The organism is Pantoea sp. SGAir0180, from assembly GCF_043546245.1.
Genome location: NZ_CP028071.1, coordinates 1,774,081 through 1,789,530 on the forward strand (window position 1 = coordinate 1,774,081; position 15,450 = coordinate 1,789,530).

Sequence of the window (15,450 nt, forward strand, 5' to 3'; positions counted from 1 at the left end):
CTATGTTGGCTCCCCTGATCGATGATAAGCAAAAAATTTCTCTGATTGAGAACAGCGGCGTGCAGTTCCTGGATTTTGGTCTGCAACTCTCCGCAACCCAGGCGCGCCGTCAGTTTGTGCGCCAGACCGCAAATGGTCCGTTACTGCGTCTGAATATGGACGGTAACAGCGGTAAATTTTTACTTTACCCGCAGGACGGTGGCGCACCGGAAGTCGTGCGTCCCGAAACCGATATCGCGCTGTCCGACTCCCTGACCTTACTGGAAGCCTGCTGGCTGCCGCTGCCAATGCTGCGTTGCGCCTCAGGTCGTCGCTTTATCGGCGGCCCGGAAAACTGGGCGCGCATGCGGTTAGTGGCGCTGGAAAAACCTGACAGCGCAGGCAACACGCACCGCGTTACGCTGGCGTTTGATACGCGCTGCGTGGCGGAAGAAGATGGCGGCGAACAGTTGGGACTGACGCCATCCGACGCACAGAACGGCGTTACCTTTGCCCTGGCCTGGCACAACTACGAGTTGGGGGAATTTCTTGATCACACCTGGGTAGATGGCTGGCTGCGCGAATCCTTCACTGACCGCGTGTCCGATCGCCGTGAACAGGCCATCAGCCAGGCGCTACGTGAGTTTGAATATCAGGCGCACTACCTCAACCTGCTGGAATTGCTGGGCGAGCAGCTTAACCTCACGGAGATTCACATCCAGGCCGCCACGCTGCAAACGCCAGCCGTCAACGTGGATATCATTCTTGACGTCGGCAACTCGCACACCTGCGGTATTCTGGTTGAAGACCATCCGGAAGAGAGCAACGGCCTGAAGCAGACCTACGAGCTGCAGATGCGCGATCTGTCTCAACCACATCGTGTGTATAACGAGCTGTTCGACAGTCGGCTGGAATTTGCCGAAGCGCGTTTTGGTAAAGCCAACTTTTCGCTGGAAAGCGGCCGTGAGCAGGCCTTTATGTGGCCTTCACTGACCCGCGTCGGACGCGAAGCCAGCCGCCTGGCCTTGCAGCGTGCCGGCCTGGAAGGCAGCACCGGGCTGTCCAGCCCGCGGCGTTACCTGTGGGACGAAGCCCGCTATCAGCCGGGCTGGCGGTTTAATCAGCAGAGCCCACAAGGTGAACCGCAGGCCTGCGCCGCCCCTTTCACCTCACTGATGAATGACGAAGGTCAGCCGCTGTATGCGCTGCCGCTGGATGAACGCCTGCCGGTGTTCTCCGCTCACTACAGCCGCAGTTCACTCATGACGTTTATGCTGTGTGAGCTGCTGGCCCAGGCACTGATGCAAATGAACAGCGCGGCACAGCGTCAGCGCATGCCGCAAAGTCATGCACCGCGCCAGCTGCGTCATGTGATTCTGACGCTTCCGTCCGCCATGCCAAAACCTGAACGTGAAATCTTTCGTCGTCGCATGCAGGAAGCGATTGCGCTGGTGTGGAAAGCTGAAGGCTGGCATCCGGCCGACGAGGAATTTACGGCGGAGACGCAGGCGCAAAGCAGTAAACCCGTGCCGGACGTACAGATGGAGTGGGATGAAGCCACCTGCGGTCAGATGGTGTGGCTGTTTAACGAAACCCAGGTGAACTTTGCCGGCCGCGCAGAAGACTTCTTCAGCAGCATGGCGCGTCCGGATCGTCCGCGTGAAGCCGATGAGCAGCCCGGCAAGAGCCTGCGCATTGCCTCTATCGACATTGGCGGCGGCACTACCGACCTGGCGATTACCCAGTACCGTCTCGATGACGGCCAGGGCAATAACGTCAAAATTACGCCGCGTCTGCTGTTCCGTGAAGGCTTTAAGGTGGCCGGCGACGATATATTACTGGATGTGATTCAGCTGTGGGTTTTGCCAGCCCTGCAACAGAGCCTGCAGAAAGCCGGCCTGACGCTGGCCGAACCGCTGATCAACAAACTGTTCGGCCACGACAGCCGGATGGACGGTCAGGCGACGCTGCGGCAGCAAGCCACGTTGCAGGTGTTTATTCCCCTGGCGCAGGCGGTGCTTGAACGTTACGAAAACTGGGATCCGCTGGAAAGCCATGCCGAAATTAATGCGCTGTTTGGTGAGCTGGTCGATCAGCGTCCGGCAGACGCGGTGCTGGCGTTTGTTAATGGCGAAATCCAGCGTGAATTAGGCGGCAACAGCCGCTTTGACCTGCTTGAGGTGCCGCTGGTGGTCAGCATGGCGCAGCTTCACGGCGAGTTTATGCAGCATCGCATGGCGATCATTCCGGCACTGCGATCTATGTGTGAAGTGGTCTCACTGTATCAGTGTGACGTCCTGCTGCTGACCGGACGGCCCTCACGCTTCCCCGGCATTCAGGCGCTGGTGCGTCATCTGCAACCGCTGCCGGGCAGCCGAATTTTGTCGCTGGAAGGCTATCACACTAGTGACTGGTATCCGTTTAACAAACATGGCCGTATCGATAACCCGAAATCCACGGCCGCCGTGGGCGCGATGTTATGCCTGCTGGCCCTGGATTTGCGCCTGAGCAGCTTCTGGTTCCGCGCGGGCGATTTCGAGCCCTATTCCACGATCCGTTATCTCGGCATGCTGGACGAAAACCAGGCCCTGACCGATGAGAACCTGTGCTACAGCGACATCGACCTGGACGATCCCGCTTTCTCGCTGGATCGCAAAAGCAGCTTCCGGATTCGTGGCAACGTCTGTCTGGGCTTCCGCCAACTGGATAATGAACGCTGGCCCGCGTCGCCGTTGTACAGCCTGACGCTCAATGATGCCGCGCTGGCGCGCAAGGTTGCAGGTGAAAGCGTGCTGCGCGTGAAGCTGGCGGTGAAAGCCGGTCCGGATGCGCCTGGCCCCGAGACGTTGGTGTTAAGCGAAGCCCGACTGGACGATGGTACGCGCGTTCCGCTTGAACATCTGAGCCTCAAACTGAATACTCTCTCCGCCACTGGCAATGCCAATGCGCAATACTGGATTGACAGCGGGAGTGTATGTAAACGATGAGATCGGTTAAACCCCGCCAGCCGCAAACGCTGGCAAAACGCCTGAGTTTATTGCAGGACGCCCTGAATGGCAGCCTGGCATGGATTGAAAACACCCGCGAACAGTCGCCCCGTCTGGCACTGGAAGCCGAAACCCTGACCCTGCAGTTACGTCAGGCCCGTGTGCAAACGCAGGCGCTGGCGCAGCAGGTGGCCCGCCCCGTCACCTTAGCCCTGTTTGGGCAGTCTCAGGCAGGCAAAGCCTGGTTATTAACGGAGATGGTCGCGGATGCCCAGGGACAGTTAATCACCGCGCTAAGCGACAAGCCGGTTAACTATTTTCAGCATATCAACCCGGGTAACCTTGATTTCGCCACGGCGACGCGGTTTACCCATCAGCGCGAGCCGCTGTCGTCGGAGTGGCCGGTAGAGCTGGCCCTGATGAGCGAAGCCGAGGTGCTACGCCTGGCGATTTCGTGTGGCGAAGGCGTCAGCCAGCCCGATACCGCAAACATCGACAGCGTGCTACAACGTCTGCAGCGTCACCGCTTAACGACGCCACTGCCTGGCCTGGAGAGCGATGCGCTGGTCACGCTCTGGTCATGGTGCCGCCGCCATCATTTGTATGATGCACAACTGGATCGGCACTTCTGGCCTCAGGCGGTTGAACTGGCCCCGTGGCTGAGCGTTGACGATCGGGTCCAGTTGTTCTCTCTGCTCTGGCCCGCCGAACCGGCCCTGAATGAGCTGGTGCGGAGCTTGCTGCATCTGCGCCACCAACTGCGCAACAGCACACGCGTGCTGGGGCCGCTTAGCCTGTTAACCGATTCGTCTCTGCTGCCTGCCGAACAGCTTATCGTCCCGGCCAGCGAACAGGATCTCTCGCTGCACATTGAGATCTGCCCGTTAAACGGAAACCGCCTGGCCAAGCCGCAACATGTGGCGCTGGGATTACTGGCGCTGCTGACGCTGGAGGTGACGATTCCGCTCAGCTCCACGCCGCGCACCGCGATCTATGACGAAGCGGACATGCTGGAGCTGCCTGCACCCGGTACGCCGAGTGATGCGGCGCTGCGGGAAGAACGCCAGCGCCTGCAGCAGCAGGATGCGCTGCGCGCACGGCTGCTGGAGCACAAACGTACACTGCTCCCCGGCATCTATGCCGCCCGCCAGGGCATCGATTTGCTGCTGATCTGCACCGCCGCCAGCCAGCGTCAGGATGTGGATATCGCCAGCCGCGCCCTGCGCGAATGGCAACGCCTTCAGCCAAAAAACGACGCGGGTGAAAAACCGCGTCTGATTTGGGCGATCACGCCTTATGATGCGCGCCATCAGCAGGTGAATGTGGATGAGGCGGTACAGCGTCAGGTCGGCCAGCCGGGTCAGCAATGGGGTTCCATGCTGGCACTGGATCGCGCCGGTGTGGATCGCATGTCCGAATGGTTACAGGATGAGATGCAGCCAGAGGCCCGCCGCGATCAGCTTATCGCGCAACTGGCGCAGATTCAGCACATGGTCGTTGAACGTCGGCTACAGCCCTGGACCGAAGCCGGTGCGTCGCCCGATCAGGCGGCGCGCAAGCAGAACATCGCGGATACCTTGTTGAAATGCCTGCAACATCGCACCGGTTTGCATGGAGAACTGCTGGAGCGGCTGCAGCCTTCCCGCGAAGCCCTGCGTCAGCTGTGGCTGAATCAGTCAGGCTCATCCGTTCCTGCCGCCACCACCAGTATTCAGGCACCGGAGAACCAGTTTGGTATCGGTTTTGAGTTCGACCTGTTCAGCGATGCTGAAATTGAACAGCCCGCGCCTCAGCAGTCCAGCTTTGGCCAAGGCCTGACTCAGTTCCCGCGCCAGGTCTTCAGCCTGTGGCTGAACCATCTGCGCCAGTTGCCGGAAAATCAGAGCCTGCTCACGCTGCTGAATATCGACAAAGCCACGATGGAATGGTTAATAGAAGAACTGATCACCGCCAGTTTCCGCACCGGTATCCTGCAGTCGCTGCAAACCGCCCTGCATGAACCGGACGCGCAGAGCATGTCGCATGAGTCGCGCGCCGATCGTCAGGTGACGCGTGCCATGACGGTGTTGGGGGATTTCGTCGCGTGGCTGGGCTTCCTGCAGCGTCCGGAAACAGAACGTCCGGCCAGCCGGGTTAACCGTGGCCAGTCGATCTTCTCACGTCCGCCTGCGCCGAGTGTGAATTTCAGCGCCGGTCAGCGACTGACAAAACTGTCGGCTACGCCAGCAAACCACACGGCGTACTACATATATGACTGGCTGGTGGGCCTGAACACGGTCATTATCGAAAACAACGGCTATACCGGTGGGGGCGATCTGCCGGTCAGCGCGCGCGAAGCGCTAGCCGACCTGCTCAAACCACTGCGTAACTAAGCGTATATCAGGCGCAGTTCGCCACTCAGCGACTGCGCCGCCTCTTCCAGCAACGCCAGAACCGGAGCCAGATCCGCGTCGTGCCGATCGGCATTCAGCAGATAAATCTCCGCCGGCAGGGCCATGCCACCTGTCAGCCAGTCCCAGAGCGCGTCCAGGTTATTGCCGAAGTCGCCGGAGCAGTCGCTTTGCGCGGCAAACTGCCGGTAAAAGGCATCGCGATCCGCCAGCTCACCGAGATCAAACCGTAGGCGCAACATCGTTACTGCACCGGCTTAAAACTGCGATAGTGGTCAGTGGAAAGAAACACCAGCCCGTCTGACGAATACACGAGGCGATCCGCCTCACGATGGCCACAGCGGTAGTTCACATCCGCCTCATACCACTGCCGATCGGAACGTTCAGGTAGCTTTCTTTCGCGGTTGGAAAAGCGATCGCCGCCAATCGCCCGACCCGGCAGCACGTCACACAGATTGCCCTTCGCAGGATTCCAGCCCAGACGGCGGGCCTGCTTCTTTGTGATGTAGTAATCGGGCAACTGCTGATGCTGTAGCACCCAGCGGGCGACGGTTCGCACATCCGTTAAGGCGGCGATGTCTGCGGCAGAGGTTTTGGCAGGTGCAGACGTCAGATAGGGTCGCAGACCTATCCAGGAGAGGATAAGGATGAGGACTAATCCTAACCACAGTTTTTTTGACATGATGACATCCCTGGAAAACAGGATGCAGATAATAGCAGTTTTCTCAGCGGATAAAACAGCGCGGGCCAGATGACCTGGCCCTGGCGGGGTTTACTGCATTGCAGCCTGCGACGGCACACTGTGACGGCGCCACGCACCCGGAGCAACACCATACTGACGCTTGAAGCTGCGGTTGAACGACTGCTGCGAGTCAAAGCCCAGCGAAATGGCTACGTTCAGGATAGGTTCGTTGGTGCTGGTCAGGCGATCCGCTGATTTTTTTAATTTTTTCATACGGATATATTCACCCAGTGGATAGCCTGTGTGCTCTTTAAACATCCGTTGCAGGTGCCATTTTGAGTAGCCCGCGCGCTCAGAAACCGTATCGAGATCGAGGCGTGCTTCAATATTGTTGTCAATCCAGTTAATCAGATCGTGAATAAAAGCGTTACTCATCATTTGTCTTCTCCGGTCGCGACAGCGAACAGTATTAGTATCAGTTGCAGTTACACTTAAAGCGTGACTGACAATGCCATTTAATGCAAGTTTAATTAATACATTAAATGCCGCACATTTTATGGGGACTTACCTCATGCCCTGTCAGGCTGGATGCTGGCCGATAAATCATCGCTCATCAGACCGCACATAAAGTGTATCAGTTATTCTTGCAGTTCTCAGACACACAAGCCTACACTCCTCGCGATAAATTGCAACCATAGAAGTTGCAAATATTGGCCTGCGGGCTTTACTTCACTGTTCATCGCGGAATCACAACAATGATAAGCAACTGGGTTCGTCAGGGAGTTACCCTGCTGGGGATGGGACTGGTCATCAGTCAGTTAAGTGGATGTGACACGGGTCAGGCGAACAGCGCCCCGCCGCCGCCGCCCGAGGTGAGTGCGGCTGTGGTGGTGACAAAACCGGTCAGTCAGTGGGACAGCTTTAATGGCCGCATAGAAACGGTTGAAAGCGTCCAACTGCGTCCACGGGTTTCAGGCTACATCACCACGGTTAATTACCATGAAGGGGATGAGGTGAAAAAGGGTCAGGTCCTGTTCACCATTGACGACCGTAGCTACCGCACCGCACTGGATCAGGCGAGAGCCTCGCTGGCGCGTGCGCGGAGTCAGGCCAGCCTGACCCGCAGTGAATCGGCGCGCACAGAAAAACTGCTCGGTACTCAGGCGGTATCACGTGAGATGTGGGAGCAGCGACGCGCCAGCGCCAGCCAGGCGCAGGCCGATGTGCAGGCCGCCGAGTCGGCTGTGGCCATGGCCCAACTGAATCTGGATTTTACCCGCGTCACGGCGCCCATTGACGGCCGCGCTAGCCGGGCCATGATCACCGCAGGAAACCTGGTAACCGCCGGGGACAGCGCCAGCGTTCTGACGACGCTGGTCTCGCAAGACAAGATGGTGGTCTATTTCGACATCGATGAAACCACCTTCCTGCACTACCAGGCCATGGCGCGTCAGGGCCAGCAACGTCATGCCCTGCCCGTCGAGATTGCGCTGGCAGGCGAACAGGGTTACCCGCACCGGGGTAACGTCGACTTCCTGGATAACCAACTCAACGCCAGTACCGGCACCATTCGCATGCGTGCGCAGCTGGATAACCATCAGCGTATCTTTACGCCTGGCCTCTTTGCGCGGGTTCGCCTGCCGGGTCGTGCAACCTTCAACGCCCTGTTAATTGACGATAAAGCCGTGCTGACCGACCAGGATCGCAAATATGTTTATATCGTTGATGCTCAGGGGAAAGCGCAGCGCCGCGACATTAAGCCTGGTGCCATGGCTGACGGACTGCGTATCGTCGAGGCCGGTTTGCAGGCGGGCGACCGGGTCATCGTTGCCGGACTGCAAAAAGTGTTTATGCCCGGAATGCCGGTGACGGCCAAAACTGTCGATATGGCCGCTACCGCCGCTCAATAACCCGAGGTTGATATGGATTTTTCCCGCTTTTTTATTGATCGGCCAATCTTTGCCGCCGTGCTGTCGGTATTGATTTTCATGACCGGCCTGATCGCCATACCGTTATTGCCCATCAGTGAGTATCCCGACGTGGTGCCGCCGAGCGTGCAGGTGCGTGCCGAATACCCCGGCGCGAACCCAAAGGTCATTGCCGATTCCGTGGCGACCCCGCTGGAAGAAGCGATTAACGGCGTCGAAAACATGATGTACATGAAGTCCGTCGCCGGTTCGGATGGCGTGCTGGTGACCACCGTCACGTTTCGTCCCGGCACCGATCCGGACCAGGCGCAGGTTCAGGTACAAAACCGTGTCGCTCAGGCGGAAGCGCGACTGCCTGAAGACGTGCGCCGGCTGGGCATTACGACGCAAAAAATGTCGCCTACGCTGACCTTAGTGGTGCATCTGTTTTCGCCGGGCAGTACCTATGATTCTCTTTACCTGCGTAATTACGCCACGCTGAAAGTGAAAGACGAACTGGCCCGCCTGCCAGGCGTCGGGCAGATCCAGATCTTTGGTGCAGGCGAATATGCCATGCGCGTCTGGCTGGATCCCAATAAGGTGGCCGCACGCGGCCTGACCGCCGCCGACGTCGTCAGCGCAATGCAGGAGCAGAACGTGCAGGTTTCTGCCGGGCAGCTTGGTGCGGAACCGCTGAAAAAGCAGAGCGATTTTCTGCTGTCGATCAACATGCAGGGCCGGCTCGAAAATGAGCAGCAGTTCGGCGATATCATTTTAAAAACCGCTGAGGACGGCTCGCTGGTGCGGCTGCGCGATGTGGCACGCATCGAAATGGGTGCGGGCAGCTATGCGTTGCGTTCGCAGCTGAACAATAAAGATGCCGTCGGCATTGGTATTTTTCAGGCCCCCGGGGCCAACGCGATCGATCTTTCCAACGCGGTGCGAGCCAAAATGGATGAGCTGGCCACCCGCTTTCCTGACGATGTGAAATGGGCAGCGCCCTACGATCCCACTGTGTTTGTGCGCGACTCCATCAAGGCCGTGGTCCAGACTCTGCTGGAGGCAGTCTTTCTGGTCGTGCTGGTGGTGATTCTGTTCCTGCAAACCTGGCGGGCCTCGATCATTCCCCTGCTGGCGGTCCCTGTTTCCGTGGTGGGCACGTTCAGCGTGCTTTACCTGCTCGGATTCTCGCTTAACACCCTGAGCCTGTTCGGTCTGGTGCTGGCCATCGGCATCGTGGTGGATGATGCCATCGTGGTGGTGGAAAACGTTGAGCGCAATATTGAAATGGGTCTGTCACCCAAAGCGGCGGCGCATCAGGCCATGCGCGAAGTATCGGGGCCGATTATCGCTATCGCGCTCGTGCTCTGTGCCGTGTTTGTGCCGATGGCGTTTCTGTCGGGCGTCACCGGTCAGTTTTACAAGCAGTTTGCCACCACCATTGCCATTTCGACCGTCATCTCTGCCATCAACTCGCTGACCTTATCGCCTGCGCTGGCAGCAATGTTGCTTAAGGATCACCAGGCCGCCAAAGACAGGCCCACGCGCCTGATCGACTGGCTGTTTGGCTGGATTTTCCGCCCGTTTAACCGTTTCTTTCACCGCACGGCCCATGGCTACGAGTCGATGGTAGCGAAAACCCTGCGGCGGCGCGGCGCGGTGTTTGGCGTGTATCTGGTGTTACTGGCGGGTGCCGGCTGGATGTTCCATGCCGTACCGGGCGGATTTATCCCCACGCAGGATAAGCTTTACCTGATTGGCGGCGTGAAAATGCCGGAAGGATCGTCGCTGGCGCGCACGGATGAGGTCATCCGGCAGATGAGCGAAATCGGTCTGCAAACGGAAGGCGTTGCCTATGCGGTTGCCTTTCCGGGCCTGAATGCGCTGCAGTTTACCAATACGCCGAACAGCGGCACGGTGTTTTTCGGCCTGAAACCTTTCAGTGAACGTAAGCGCACGGCGGCGGAGATTAACGCGGACATCAATGCAAAAATCGCCCGTATTCAGCAGGGGTTTGGCTTCTCCATTATGCCGCCACCGATTCTGGGTCTGGGCCAGGGTTCGGGCTATTCGCTTTACGTGCAGGATCGGGCCGGATTGGGCTATGGCGCACTGCAAACCGCGATTAATACACTCTCCGGCGCGGTAATGCAGACGCCGGGCATGCACTTCCCAATCTCGTCTTATCAGGCCAACGTACCGCAACTGGATGTGCAGGTTGACCGTGATAAGGCCAAGGCACAGGGCGTGGCGCTGACGGATTTGTTCAGTACGCTGCAAACTTATCTGGGGTCGTCCTATGTTAACGACTTTAACCGCTTTGGCCGGACCTGGCGGGTGATGGCACAGGCAGATGGCGAATTTCGTGACAGCGTGGAGGACATTGCCAACCTGCGTACCCGCAACGATCGTGGCGAGATGGTGCCCATCGGCAGCATGGTGCATATCACCACCACTTACGGGCCCGATCCGGTTATTCGTTACAACGGCTATCCGGCGGCGGACCTGATCGGTGATGCGGACCCTCGGGTACTGTCCTCCGCCCAGGCGATGCGCCAGCTTGAGGCGATGTCCGGCCAGCTGTTGCCGAACGGCATGAACATCGAATGGACCGACCTCAGCTACCAGCAGGCGACGCAGGGCAATACCGCGCTGATTGTTTTCCCGGTGGCGGTGTTACTGGCCTTCCTGGTGCTGGCCGCGCTGTATGAGAGCTGGACGTTACCGCTGGCGGTGATCCTGATTGTGCCGGTTACCATGCTGTCGGCCCTGCTGGGCGTGTGGTTAACAGGCGGAGACAACAACGTCTTTGTGCAGGTCGGTCTGGTGGTGCTGATGGGCCTGGCCTGTAAGAACGCCATTCTGATTGTGGAGTTTGCGCGCGAACTGGAGATGCAGGGTAAAGGGATTGTCGACGCCGCGCTTGAGGCCTGTCGGTTACGTCTGCGCCCTATCGTGATGACCTCTATCGCCTTTATCGCCGGAACTATTCCGTTGATTCTGGGGGAAGGCGCAGGCGCGGAAGTCCGCGGCGTGACGGGCGTCACGGTGTTCTCCGGTATGTTAGGCGTGACGCTGTTTGGCCTGTTTTTAACGCCGGTGTTTTATGTGGCGCTGCGTAAGCTGGTGACGCGTAACGCCGCGCGCCCGGTTACGGAACACGCGCAGTAATGCGTGTGCCCCGACGATCCTGCGGACGTCGGGGCACTGCCTCTCAACGTCAGTATATACAACGCCTGACCCGTGCCCTGGCGGAGCCGGTTAGCATTTATTTTATCTAAAAGGCGTTGTGCGAGCGCGGACGAGATTACTGAGTACAGGTGTTCGTCAGAGACAGGCAGAGAGGACGTGACGGTGAAAGCTGCCGATGATGAATGCAACACCCTTGCACGTGATGGTCGTCAGTTTACATAAGACGTAAAAAAAGCCGCATCAGCGGCTTTTTTTGCAGTCGGTATCCGGTTCCGTCACCTCAGGCTCAGGCACGGCGGTGCAGTTGCTGGTGTCGTGGGTTTTCAGCTCATTTAACGCGTCGGCGACGGTGCGCTTCGCGAGTACCGCCAGTGACGCCTGCTCGGCTTCCTCGGCAATCGATTTAAAATACCAGCACAGGTTGGCGCTGACCAGGCAACGCGGTGCCACATCCGGGCGAGCCGCCCAGAGTTTTTTATCATCTGTCACAGAGACATAAATATCACGCAGCGTGATTTCAGCTGCGGGTCTGCCCAAATGAATGGAACCCGTACGACCCAGCGTGGACACGATAATGCCATCACGGGTTAATGGGACCATTAACTTACGTATAAAGCTCGGGTTTGCTTCAAGCCCGTAAGCGAGAATCGCGCTGGTAGAGCGTTTTCCCATTTGCTCCGCCACCGCCACACTCAGAACCATTTGCAAAGCTGTCGGGAAGCGATAATCAAGCATCTTTGTATCCTGAATTGCGGTGCATTCTTGTTGTTATATAGCCGCCTAAGTGAACCAACAAACAGGGATGAATATAACAAACACTGTCACTTTTTAGAAGCAACCCACCCGCCACAAGGCACATATTCCCCACCCGGAAGCCCGCGACCGCACAAGGTGCTTATTTGCCCAGCGGTAGCGGACAGCATTAGCGCACAGATGGCGCTGGCGCTGGAAGCCGCTTTTTCAGTGCCACCACCAGCAGCAAGTTAATTACTGCCAGTGTGCACAGTAACCACAGCGTGGCTTTGGGCCCCAACGTCGCAAACACATAGCCCACGCCTAACGGCGTTACCGCCTGCCCCATTAACGCCGGACGCGCCATCCGGCCTGCCAGTACCGCGTACGCTTCAGGTTTTACCATCATCAGCGGCAAAGTGCCGCGCACAATGGCGCGTAAGCCGTTTCCCGCACCGTAAAAGATCATACTTAACAGGGCCAGTTGCGGAAACAGCGCCAGCAACAACAACCCCAGCGCCACCAGCCCCACCGAAAAAAAAGTGGTCCAGATGGGATGGCCCCCTTTAAAGGCCATATCAATGAGACGGGATGCCACCTGGCACGGCCCCAGCAGCGTACTGATTGCCAGCGCCGCCGCCATGCTGTAACCACTGGCCTGCAACAGGGTGATAAGCTGCACCGAAATGGCCGTCATAATCACCGAGGCCAGCGTGAAAATGGCGCACAACAGGTAAAACAAGACTGCGGGCAAATCCGGCGCTGTGCCGGGTGCGCTTTTACGTTTGACGGGTGAGATAAGATGGCCTTTGGGCAAAGCATAAAAATAGGCCGGTAAGACGCTGACCAGCAACAGCGCGGCGATGGCGAAACACGCGCCCCGCCAGTTCAGCCAGTGAATAAGCAGCGCGGTGGCAGGCCAGACCACGCTGGTACAAAAACCGGAAATCAGGGTTATGCCGGTAATGGCGCTGCGTGCCTGCCCACCATAGCGGGTGCCCAGCGTCGCAAACAGCGCATCATACAGCCCCATCGCCATGCCGATGCCGATGATGACCCAGGCCAGTAAAAACACCGGTAAGTGATGGCTGAATCCCATAAGGGTAAGCCCTGCCGCCATCACGATGCCATTGAGTGCCAGCATCAGGCGACCGCCCGTGCGTGCAATAAGGTGGCCACAGCGCGGAGCGAGCAACCCAGACACTAAAATGCCCAGCGATAACGCGCCGTAAACCCACTGTTGCGACCATCCGGTTTCTGCTACAACAGGCGCGGCCATGACCGCCATCAGATAAAACGAACCGCCCCAGGAGAGGATCTGAACCAGGCCCAGCGTGACAATTTGCGTGACACCCGGCTTTTTAATCACGTCCATGTTGAGGATCCGTTAGCAAACAAAGTGTTTTTATAACATGTCCAGCTAAAAGGAAAAATGCCGCCGTTGGCTTTACCGCTTTTTTACGCCCCCCAACGGTCCGGTTACCAACGCGCCCCAGCGGGATTTCTTCTCCCTGTGGTGGTAGAGCACACGCAGCTAAGGCGATAAGGACATTCAAAATGTGCTGTTGCCCTGCCGCACAGTTAATCGCCCGGCAGGATGTGAAAAAATCAGCAACCAAAATGAAAAAGGCATGTCCCGCTCAGGCCTGAGCCGAAGCGGGACGCGCGGCGTGATGTCGTTGCCCGTCTGAACCGGCTTGTGCGTTCCGTTAGCACCGGTGGTGAATTCGGCTATTCTGACTCATGACCTGACAGGACACGGCATAAACAGGAAGATGCCAGGCCGGGCTGGAAAGCCACGCAAGGAGTAAAAGGCTGAATGCACCGCCTTTTTTCAGATATCGACGAACCGGACTTATTAACCCCTATCCAGGAAGCAACGATGACCCCTTCTCTGCCCCTGCTCGATGCGCAGGATGTCACCTTTTCACACGGCGGCAGACAGCTATTGCAGCCGGTCTCTTTACAGCTGTCGCCGGGCGACGTTGTCGTGCTCACCGGTGCCTCCGGCAGTGGCAAAAGTACCTTCCTGAAGATCCTTGCCTCTCTGTTAACGCCAACGACCGGAGAGATCCGCTTTCAGGGCCGCGATATCGCCACGCTCAGGGCCGAGGAATACCGTCAGCAGGTATCGTACTGTTTTCAGACGCCACAGCTTTTCGGTCAGACGGTTTATGACAACCTTGCCCTGCCCTGGCAACTTCGCCGCCAGACGCCGCCACAGGCAAAACTTAAGGCGGCGCTGGAGAGCGTTAATCTCTCGCCGGATATGCTGAATGCTGCGATTGAGCCCCTCTCTGGCGGCGAAAAGCAGCGTATTGGGCTGCTGCGCCATCTGCAGTTTGTGCCGGCCGTGCTGTTACTTGACGAAGTGACCAGCGCGCTTGATGAAGAAAACAGCCTGACGGTACAGTCGCTGATCAGGCGGCTTGTCGCAGAACACCCGATGGCCGTCGTCTGGATAAGTCACGATGTTAACGACATACAGCAGGCAGAGCATGTGCTTCGCCTCACGTCACCTGACAGGGAGAAGATGAATGCATCAGACAACAATAAGTGACAACTCGCTACTGCTGTCGCTGGTTCTGGTCCTGATTGCGTTGCTTATCAGCCAGAAAGAGAAGCTTGGCATGAGCAAAGATATTCTGTGGAGCGTCAGCCGCGCGATCGTTCAACTGGCCATCGTAGGCTATGTCCTCAAGTCGGTCTTTGATGTGAATAACGGCGGGCTGACCGTGCTGATGGTGCTGTTTATCTGCGTCAATGCGGCGCTTAATGCCCGTAAGCGCAGCCGTAACATCGATAATGCCTTTGTGATTTCGTTCGTTGCGATCGCGAGTGGCACCGCCATTACGCTGACCATTCTGGTCATGAGCGGTGCAATCGCCTTTCTGCCTATGCAGGTCATTCCGGTTTCCGGCATGATTGCCGGCAATGCCATGGTTGCTGTGGGGCTGTGTTACAGCAACCTGAACCAGCGCTTCAGCGACAATGCCCAAAAAATTCAGGAGATGCTGAGCCTTGGCGCGCCGGTCAAACTGGCCTCGCAGCGAATCCTTGCCGACAGCATTCGCGCCGCGATGATCCCCACCGTTGATGCCGCCAAAACTGTTGGTCTGGTGAGTTTACCCGGCATGATGTCCGGGCTGATCTTTGCGGGTGTTGACCCGCTTAAGGCGATTAAGTACCAGATTATGGTTACGTTTATGCTGCTTGGCACAGCCAGTTTATCGACCATCATCGCCGTCTATTTTTCGTATCGTCGTTTTTTCACGGCCCGATCGCAGTTGAAAGTCTTAGCGAAGTGATGTTTCAGGCACCACGTCACGTTACCGACGCGGTGTGTTCTTCATTCATAGGTGGGGTTAACGGTCAGGCACTGACTGAACGAGATCCCCCCTGTTTGTGAGGGAGAAAATGCGCGTTGCCGCTGACACATCATGCCCGCCTGAGGATACCCTGCGCTTACCGCTGTGGTGTTTATGGCAGCCGCAAGGCGGGCCTCTTTCTTGAGAACGTGTTTCCACTCATTCAGCGGGCTGAACAGATGAACGCGGCGAATGAGGATTAAGGTTTTATTA

Annotated in this window: 11 protein-coding genes; 6 read left to right on the plus strand and 5 right to left on the minus strand. The window is 57.7% G+C overall.

Features of this window, described 5'->3' with window-relative positions:
• Positions 1-2 precede the first annotated feature (2 nt).
• Together C1N58_RS08310 and C1N58_RS08315 are read left to right on the plus strand one after the other, a co-directional pair.
• On the plus strand, positions 3-2,966 hold the full coding sequence (locus C1N58_RS08310; protein ID WP_039340438.1) for a virulence factor SrfB: 2,964 nt from the start codon (positions 3-5) through the stop codon (positions 2,964-2,966).
• On the plus strand, positions 2,963-5,338 hold the full coding sequence (locus C1N58_RS08315; RefSeq protein WP_394564786.1) for a virulence factor SrfC family protein: 2,376 nt from the start codon (positions 2,963-2,965) through the stop codon (positions 5,336-5,338). Before C1N58_RS08310 ends, C1N58_RS08315 begins: the two co-directional genes overlap by 4 nt.
• On the opposite strand, the gene C1N58_RS08320 is transcribed toward C1N58_RS08315, so the two are convergent.
• The 3 genes from C1N58_RS08320 to C1N58_RS08330 form a co-directional block, all read right to left on the minus strand.
• Positions 5,335-5,598 carry a barstar family protein gene (locus C1N58_RS08320; RefSeq protein ID WP_033741324.1) on the minus strand — a complete coding sequence of 88 codons (264 nt, stop codon included), beginning with the start codon at positions 5,596-5,598 and terminating at the stop codon, positions 5,335-5,337. The two genes, C1N58_RS08315 and C1N58_RS08320, sit on opposite strands and share 4 nt — an antisense overlap.
• 2 nt (positions 5,599-5,600) lie before the next feature.
• The gene (locus C1N58_RS08325) at positions 5,601-6,038 is read right to left on the minus strand and encodes a ribonuclease domain-containing protein (protein ID WP_006119088.1); all 438 of its coding nucleotides are present in this window, start codon (positions 6,036-6,038) and stop codon (positions 5,601-5,603) included.
• A 90-nt stretch (positions 6,039-6,128) separates the two neighbouring features.
• Complete coding sequence (locus tag C1N58_RS08330) at positions 6,129-6,476, minus strand: helix-turn-helix domain-containing protein (RefSeq protein WP_006119087.1); 348 nt, start codon at positions 6,474-6,476, stop codon at positions 6,129-6,131.
• Positions 6,477-6,835: 359 nt separating this feature from the next.
• On the opposite strand from C1N58_RS08330, the gene C1N58_RS08335 reads away from it, so the two are divergent.
• Together C1N58_RS08335 and oqxB are read left to right on the plus strand one after the other, a co-directional pair.
• Positions 6,836-7,948 (plus strand): efflux RND transporter periplasmic adaptor subunit, encoded by a 1,113-nt coding sequence (locus tag C1N58_RS08335; RefSeq protein WP_394564877.1) that lies wholly within the window; start codon positions 6,836-6,838, stop codon positions 7,946-7,948.
• 12 nt (positions 7,949-7,960) lie between these two features.
• Positions 7,961-11,116 carry a multidrug efflux RND transporter permease subunit OqxB gene (oqxB, locus tag C1N58_RS08340; RefSeq protein WP_058701955.1) on the plus strand — a complete coding sequence of 1,052 codons (3,156 nt, stop codon included), beginning with the start codon at positions 7,961-7,963 and terminating at the stop codon, positions 11,114-11,116.
• 261 nt (positions 11,117-11,377) lie between these two features.
• On the opposite strand, the gene C1N58_RS08345 is transcribed toward oqxB, so the two are convergent.
• Both C1N58_RS08345 and C1N58_RS08350 read right to left on the minus strand, forming a co-directional pair.
• On the minus strand, positions 11,378-11,872 hold the full coding sequence (locus C1N58_RS08345) for an RrF2 family transcriptional regulator (protein WP_006119082.1): 495 nt from the start codon (positions 11,870-11,872) through the stop codon (positions 11,378-11,380).
• Positions 11,873-12,059: 187 nt separating this feature from the next.
• Complete coding sequence (locus tag C1N58_RS08350; protein WP_039340446.1) at positions 12,060-13,244, minus strand: MFS transporter; 1,185 nt, start codon at positions 13,242-13,244, stop codon at positions 12,060-12,062.
• Between the two features lie 507 nt (positions 13,245-13,751).
• Between C1N58_RS08350 and fetA the strand changes: the two genes are divergently transcribed.
• Positions 13,752-14,429: an iron efflux ABC transporter ATP-binding subunit FetA gene (gene fetA / locus C1N58_RS08355; RefSeq protein WP_367143061.1), complete on the plus strand. Its 678-nt coding sequence runs from the start codon at positions 13,752-13,754 to the stop codon at positions 14,427-14,429.
• On the plus strand, positions 14,407-15,177 hold the full coding sequence (fetB, locus tag C1N58_RS08360) for an iron efflux ABC transporter permease subunit FetB (protein ID WP_394564787.1): 771 nt from the start codon (positions 14,407-14,409) through the stop codon (positions 15,175-15,177). The genes fetA and fetB overlap by 23 nt, the downstream gene beginning before the upstream one ends.
• The last annotated feature ends 273 nt before the right edge of the window (positions 15,178-15,450 follow it).

Excerpts from the sequence above, each read along its gene's own strand:
- C1N58_RS08310 (WP_039340438.1), top strand. The coding sequence starts at position 3 with ATGTTGGCTCCCCTGATCGATGATAAGCAAAAAATTTCTCTGATTGAG.
- C1N58_RS08315 (WP_394564786.1), top strand. The coding sequence starts at position 2,963 with ATGAGATCGGTTAAACCCCGCCAGCCGCAAACGCTGGCAAAACGCCTG.
- C1N58_RS08320 (WP_033741324.1), bottom strand. The coding sequence starts at position 5,598 with ATGTTGCGCCTACGGTTTGATCTCGGTGAGCTGGCGGATCGCGATGCC.
- C1N58_RS08325 (WP_006119088.1), bottom strand. The coding sequence starts at position 6,038 with ATGTCAAAAAAACTGTGGTTAGGATTAGTCCTCATCCTTATCCTCTCC.
- C1N58_RS08330 (WP_006119087.1), bottom strand. The coding sequence starts at position 6,476 with ATGATGAGTAACGCTTTTATTCACGATCTGATTAACTGGATTGACAAC.
- C1N58_RS08335 (WP_394564877.1), top strand. The coding sequence starts at position 6,836 with ATGGGACTGGTCATCAGTCAGTTAAGTGGATGTGACACGGGTCAGGCG.
- oqxB (WP_058701955.1), top strand. The coding sequence starts at position 7,961 with ATGGATTTTTCCCGCTTTTTTATTGATCGGCCAATCTTTGCCGCCGTG.
- C1N58_RS08345 (WP_006119082.1), bottom strand. The coding sequence starts at position 11,872 with ATGCTTGATTATCGCTTCCCGACAGCTTTGCAAATGGTTCTGAGTGTG.
- C1N58_RS08350 (WP_039340446.1), bottom strand. The coding sequence starts at position 13,244 with ATGGACGTGATTAAAAAGCCGGGTGTCACGCAAATTGTCACGCTGGGC.
- fetA (WP_367143061.1), top strand. The coding sequence starts at position 13,752 with ATGACCCCTTCTCTGCCCCTGCTCGATGCGCAGGATGTCACCTTTTCA.
- fetB (WP_394564787.1), top strand. The coding sequence starts at position 14,407 with ATGCATCAGACAACAATAAGTGACAACTCGCTACTGCTGTCGCTGGTT.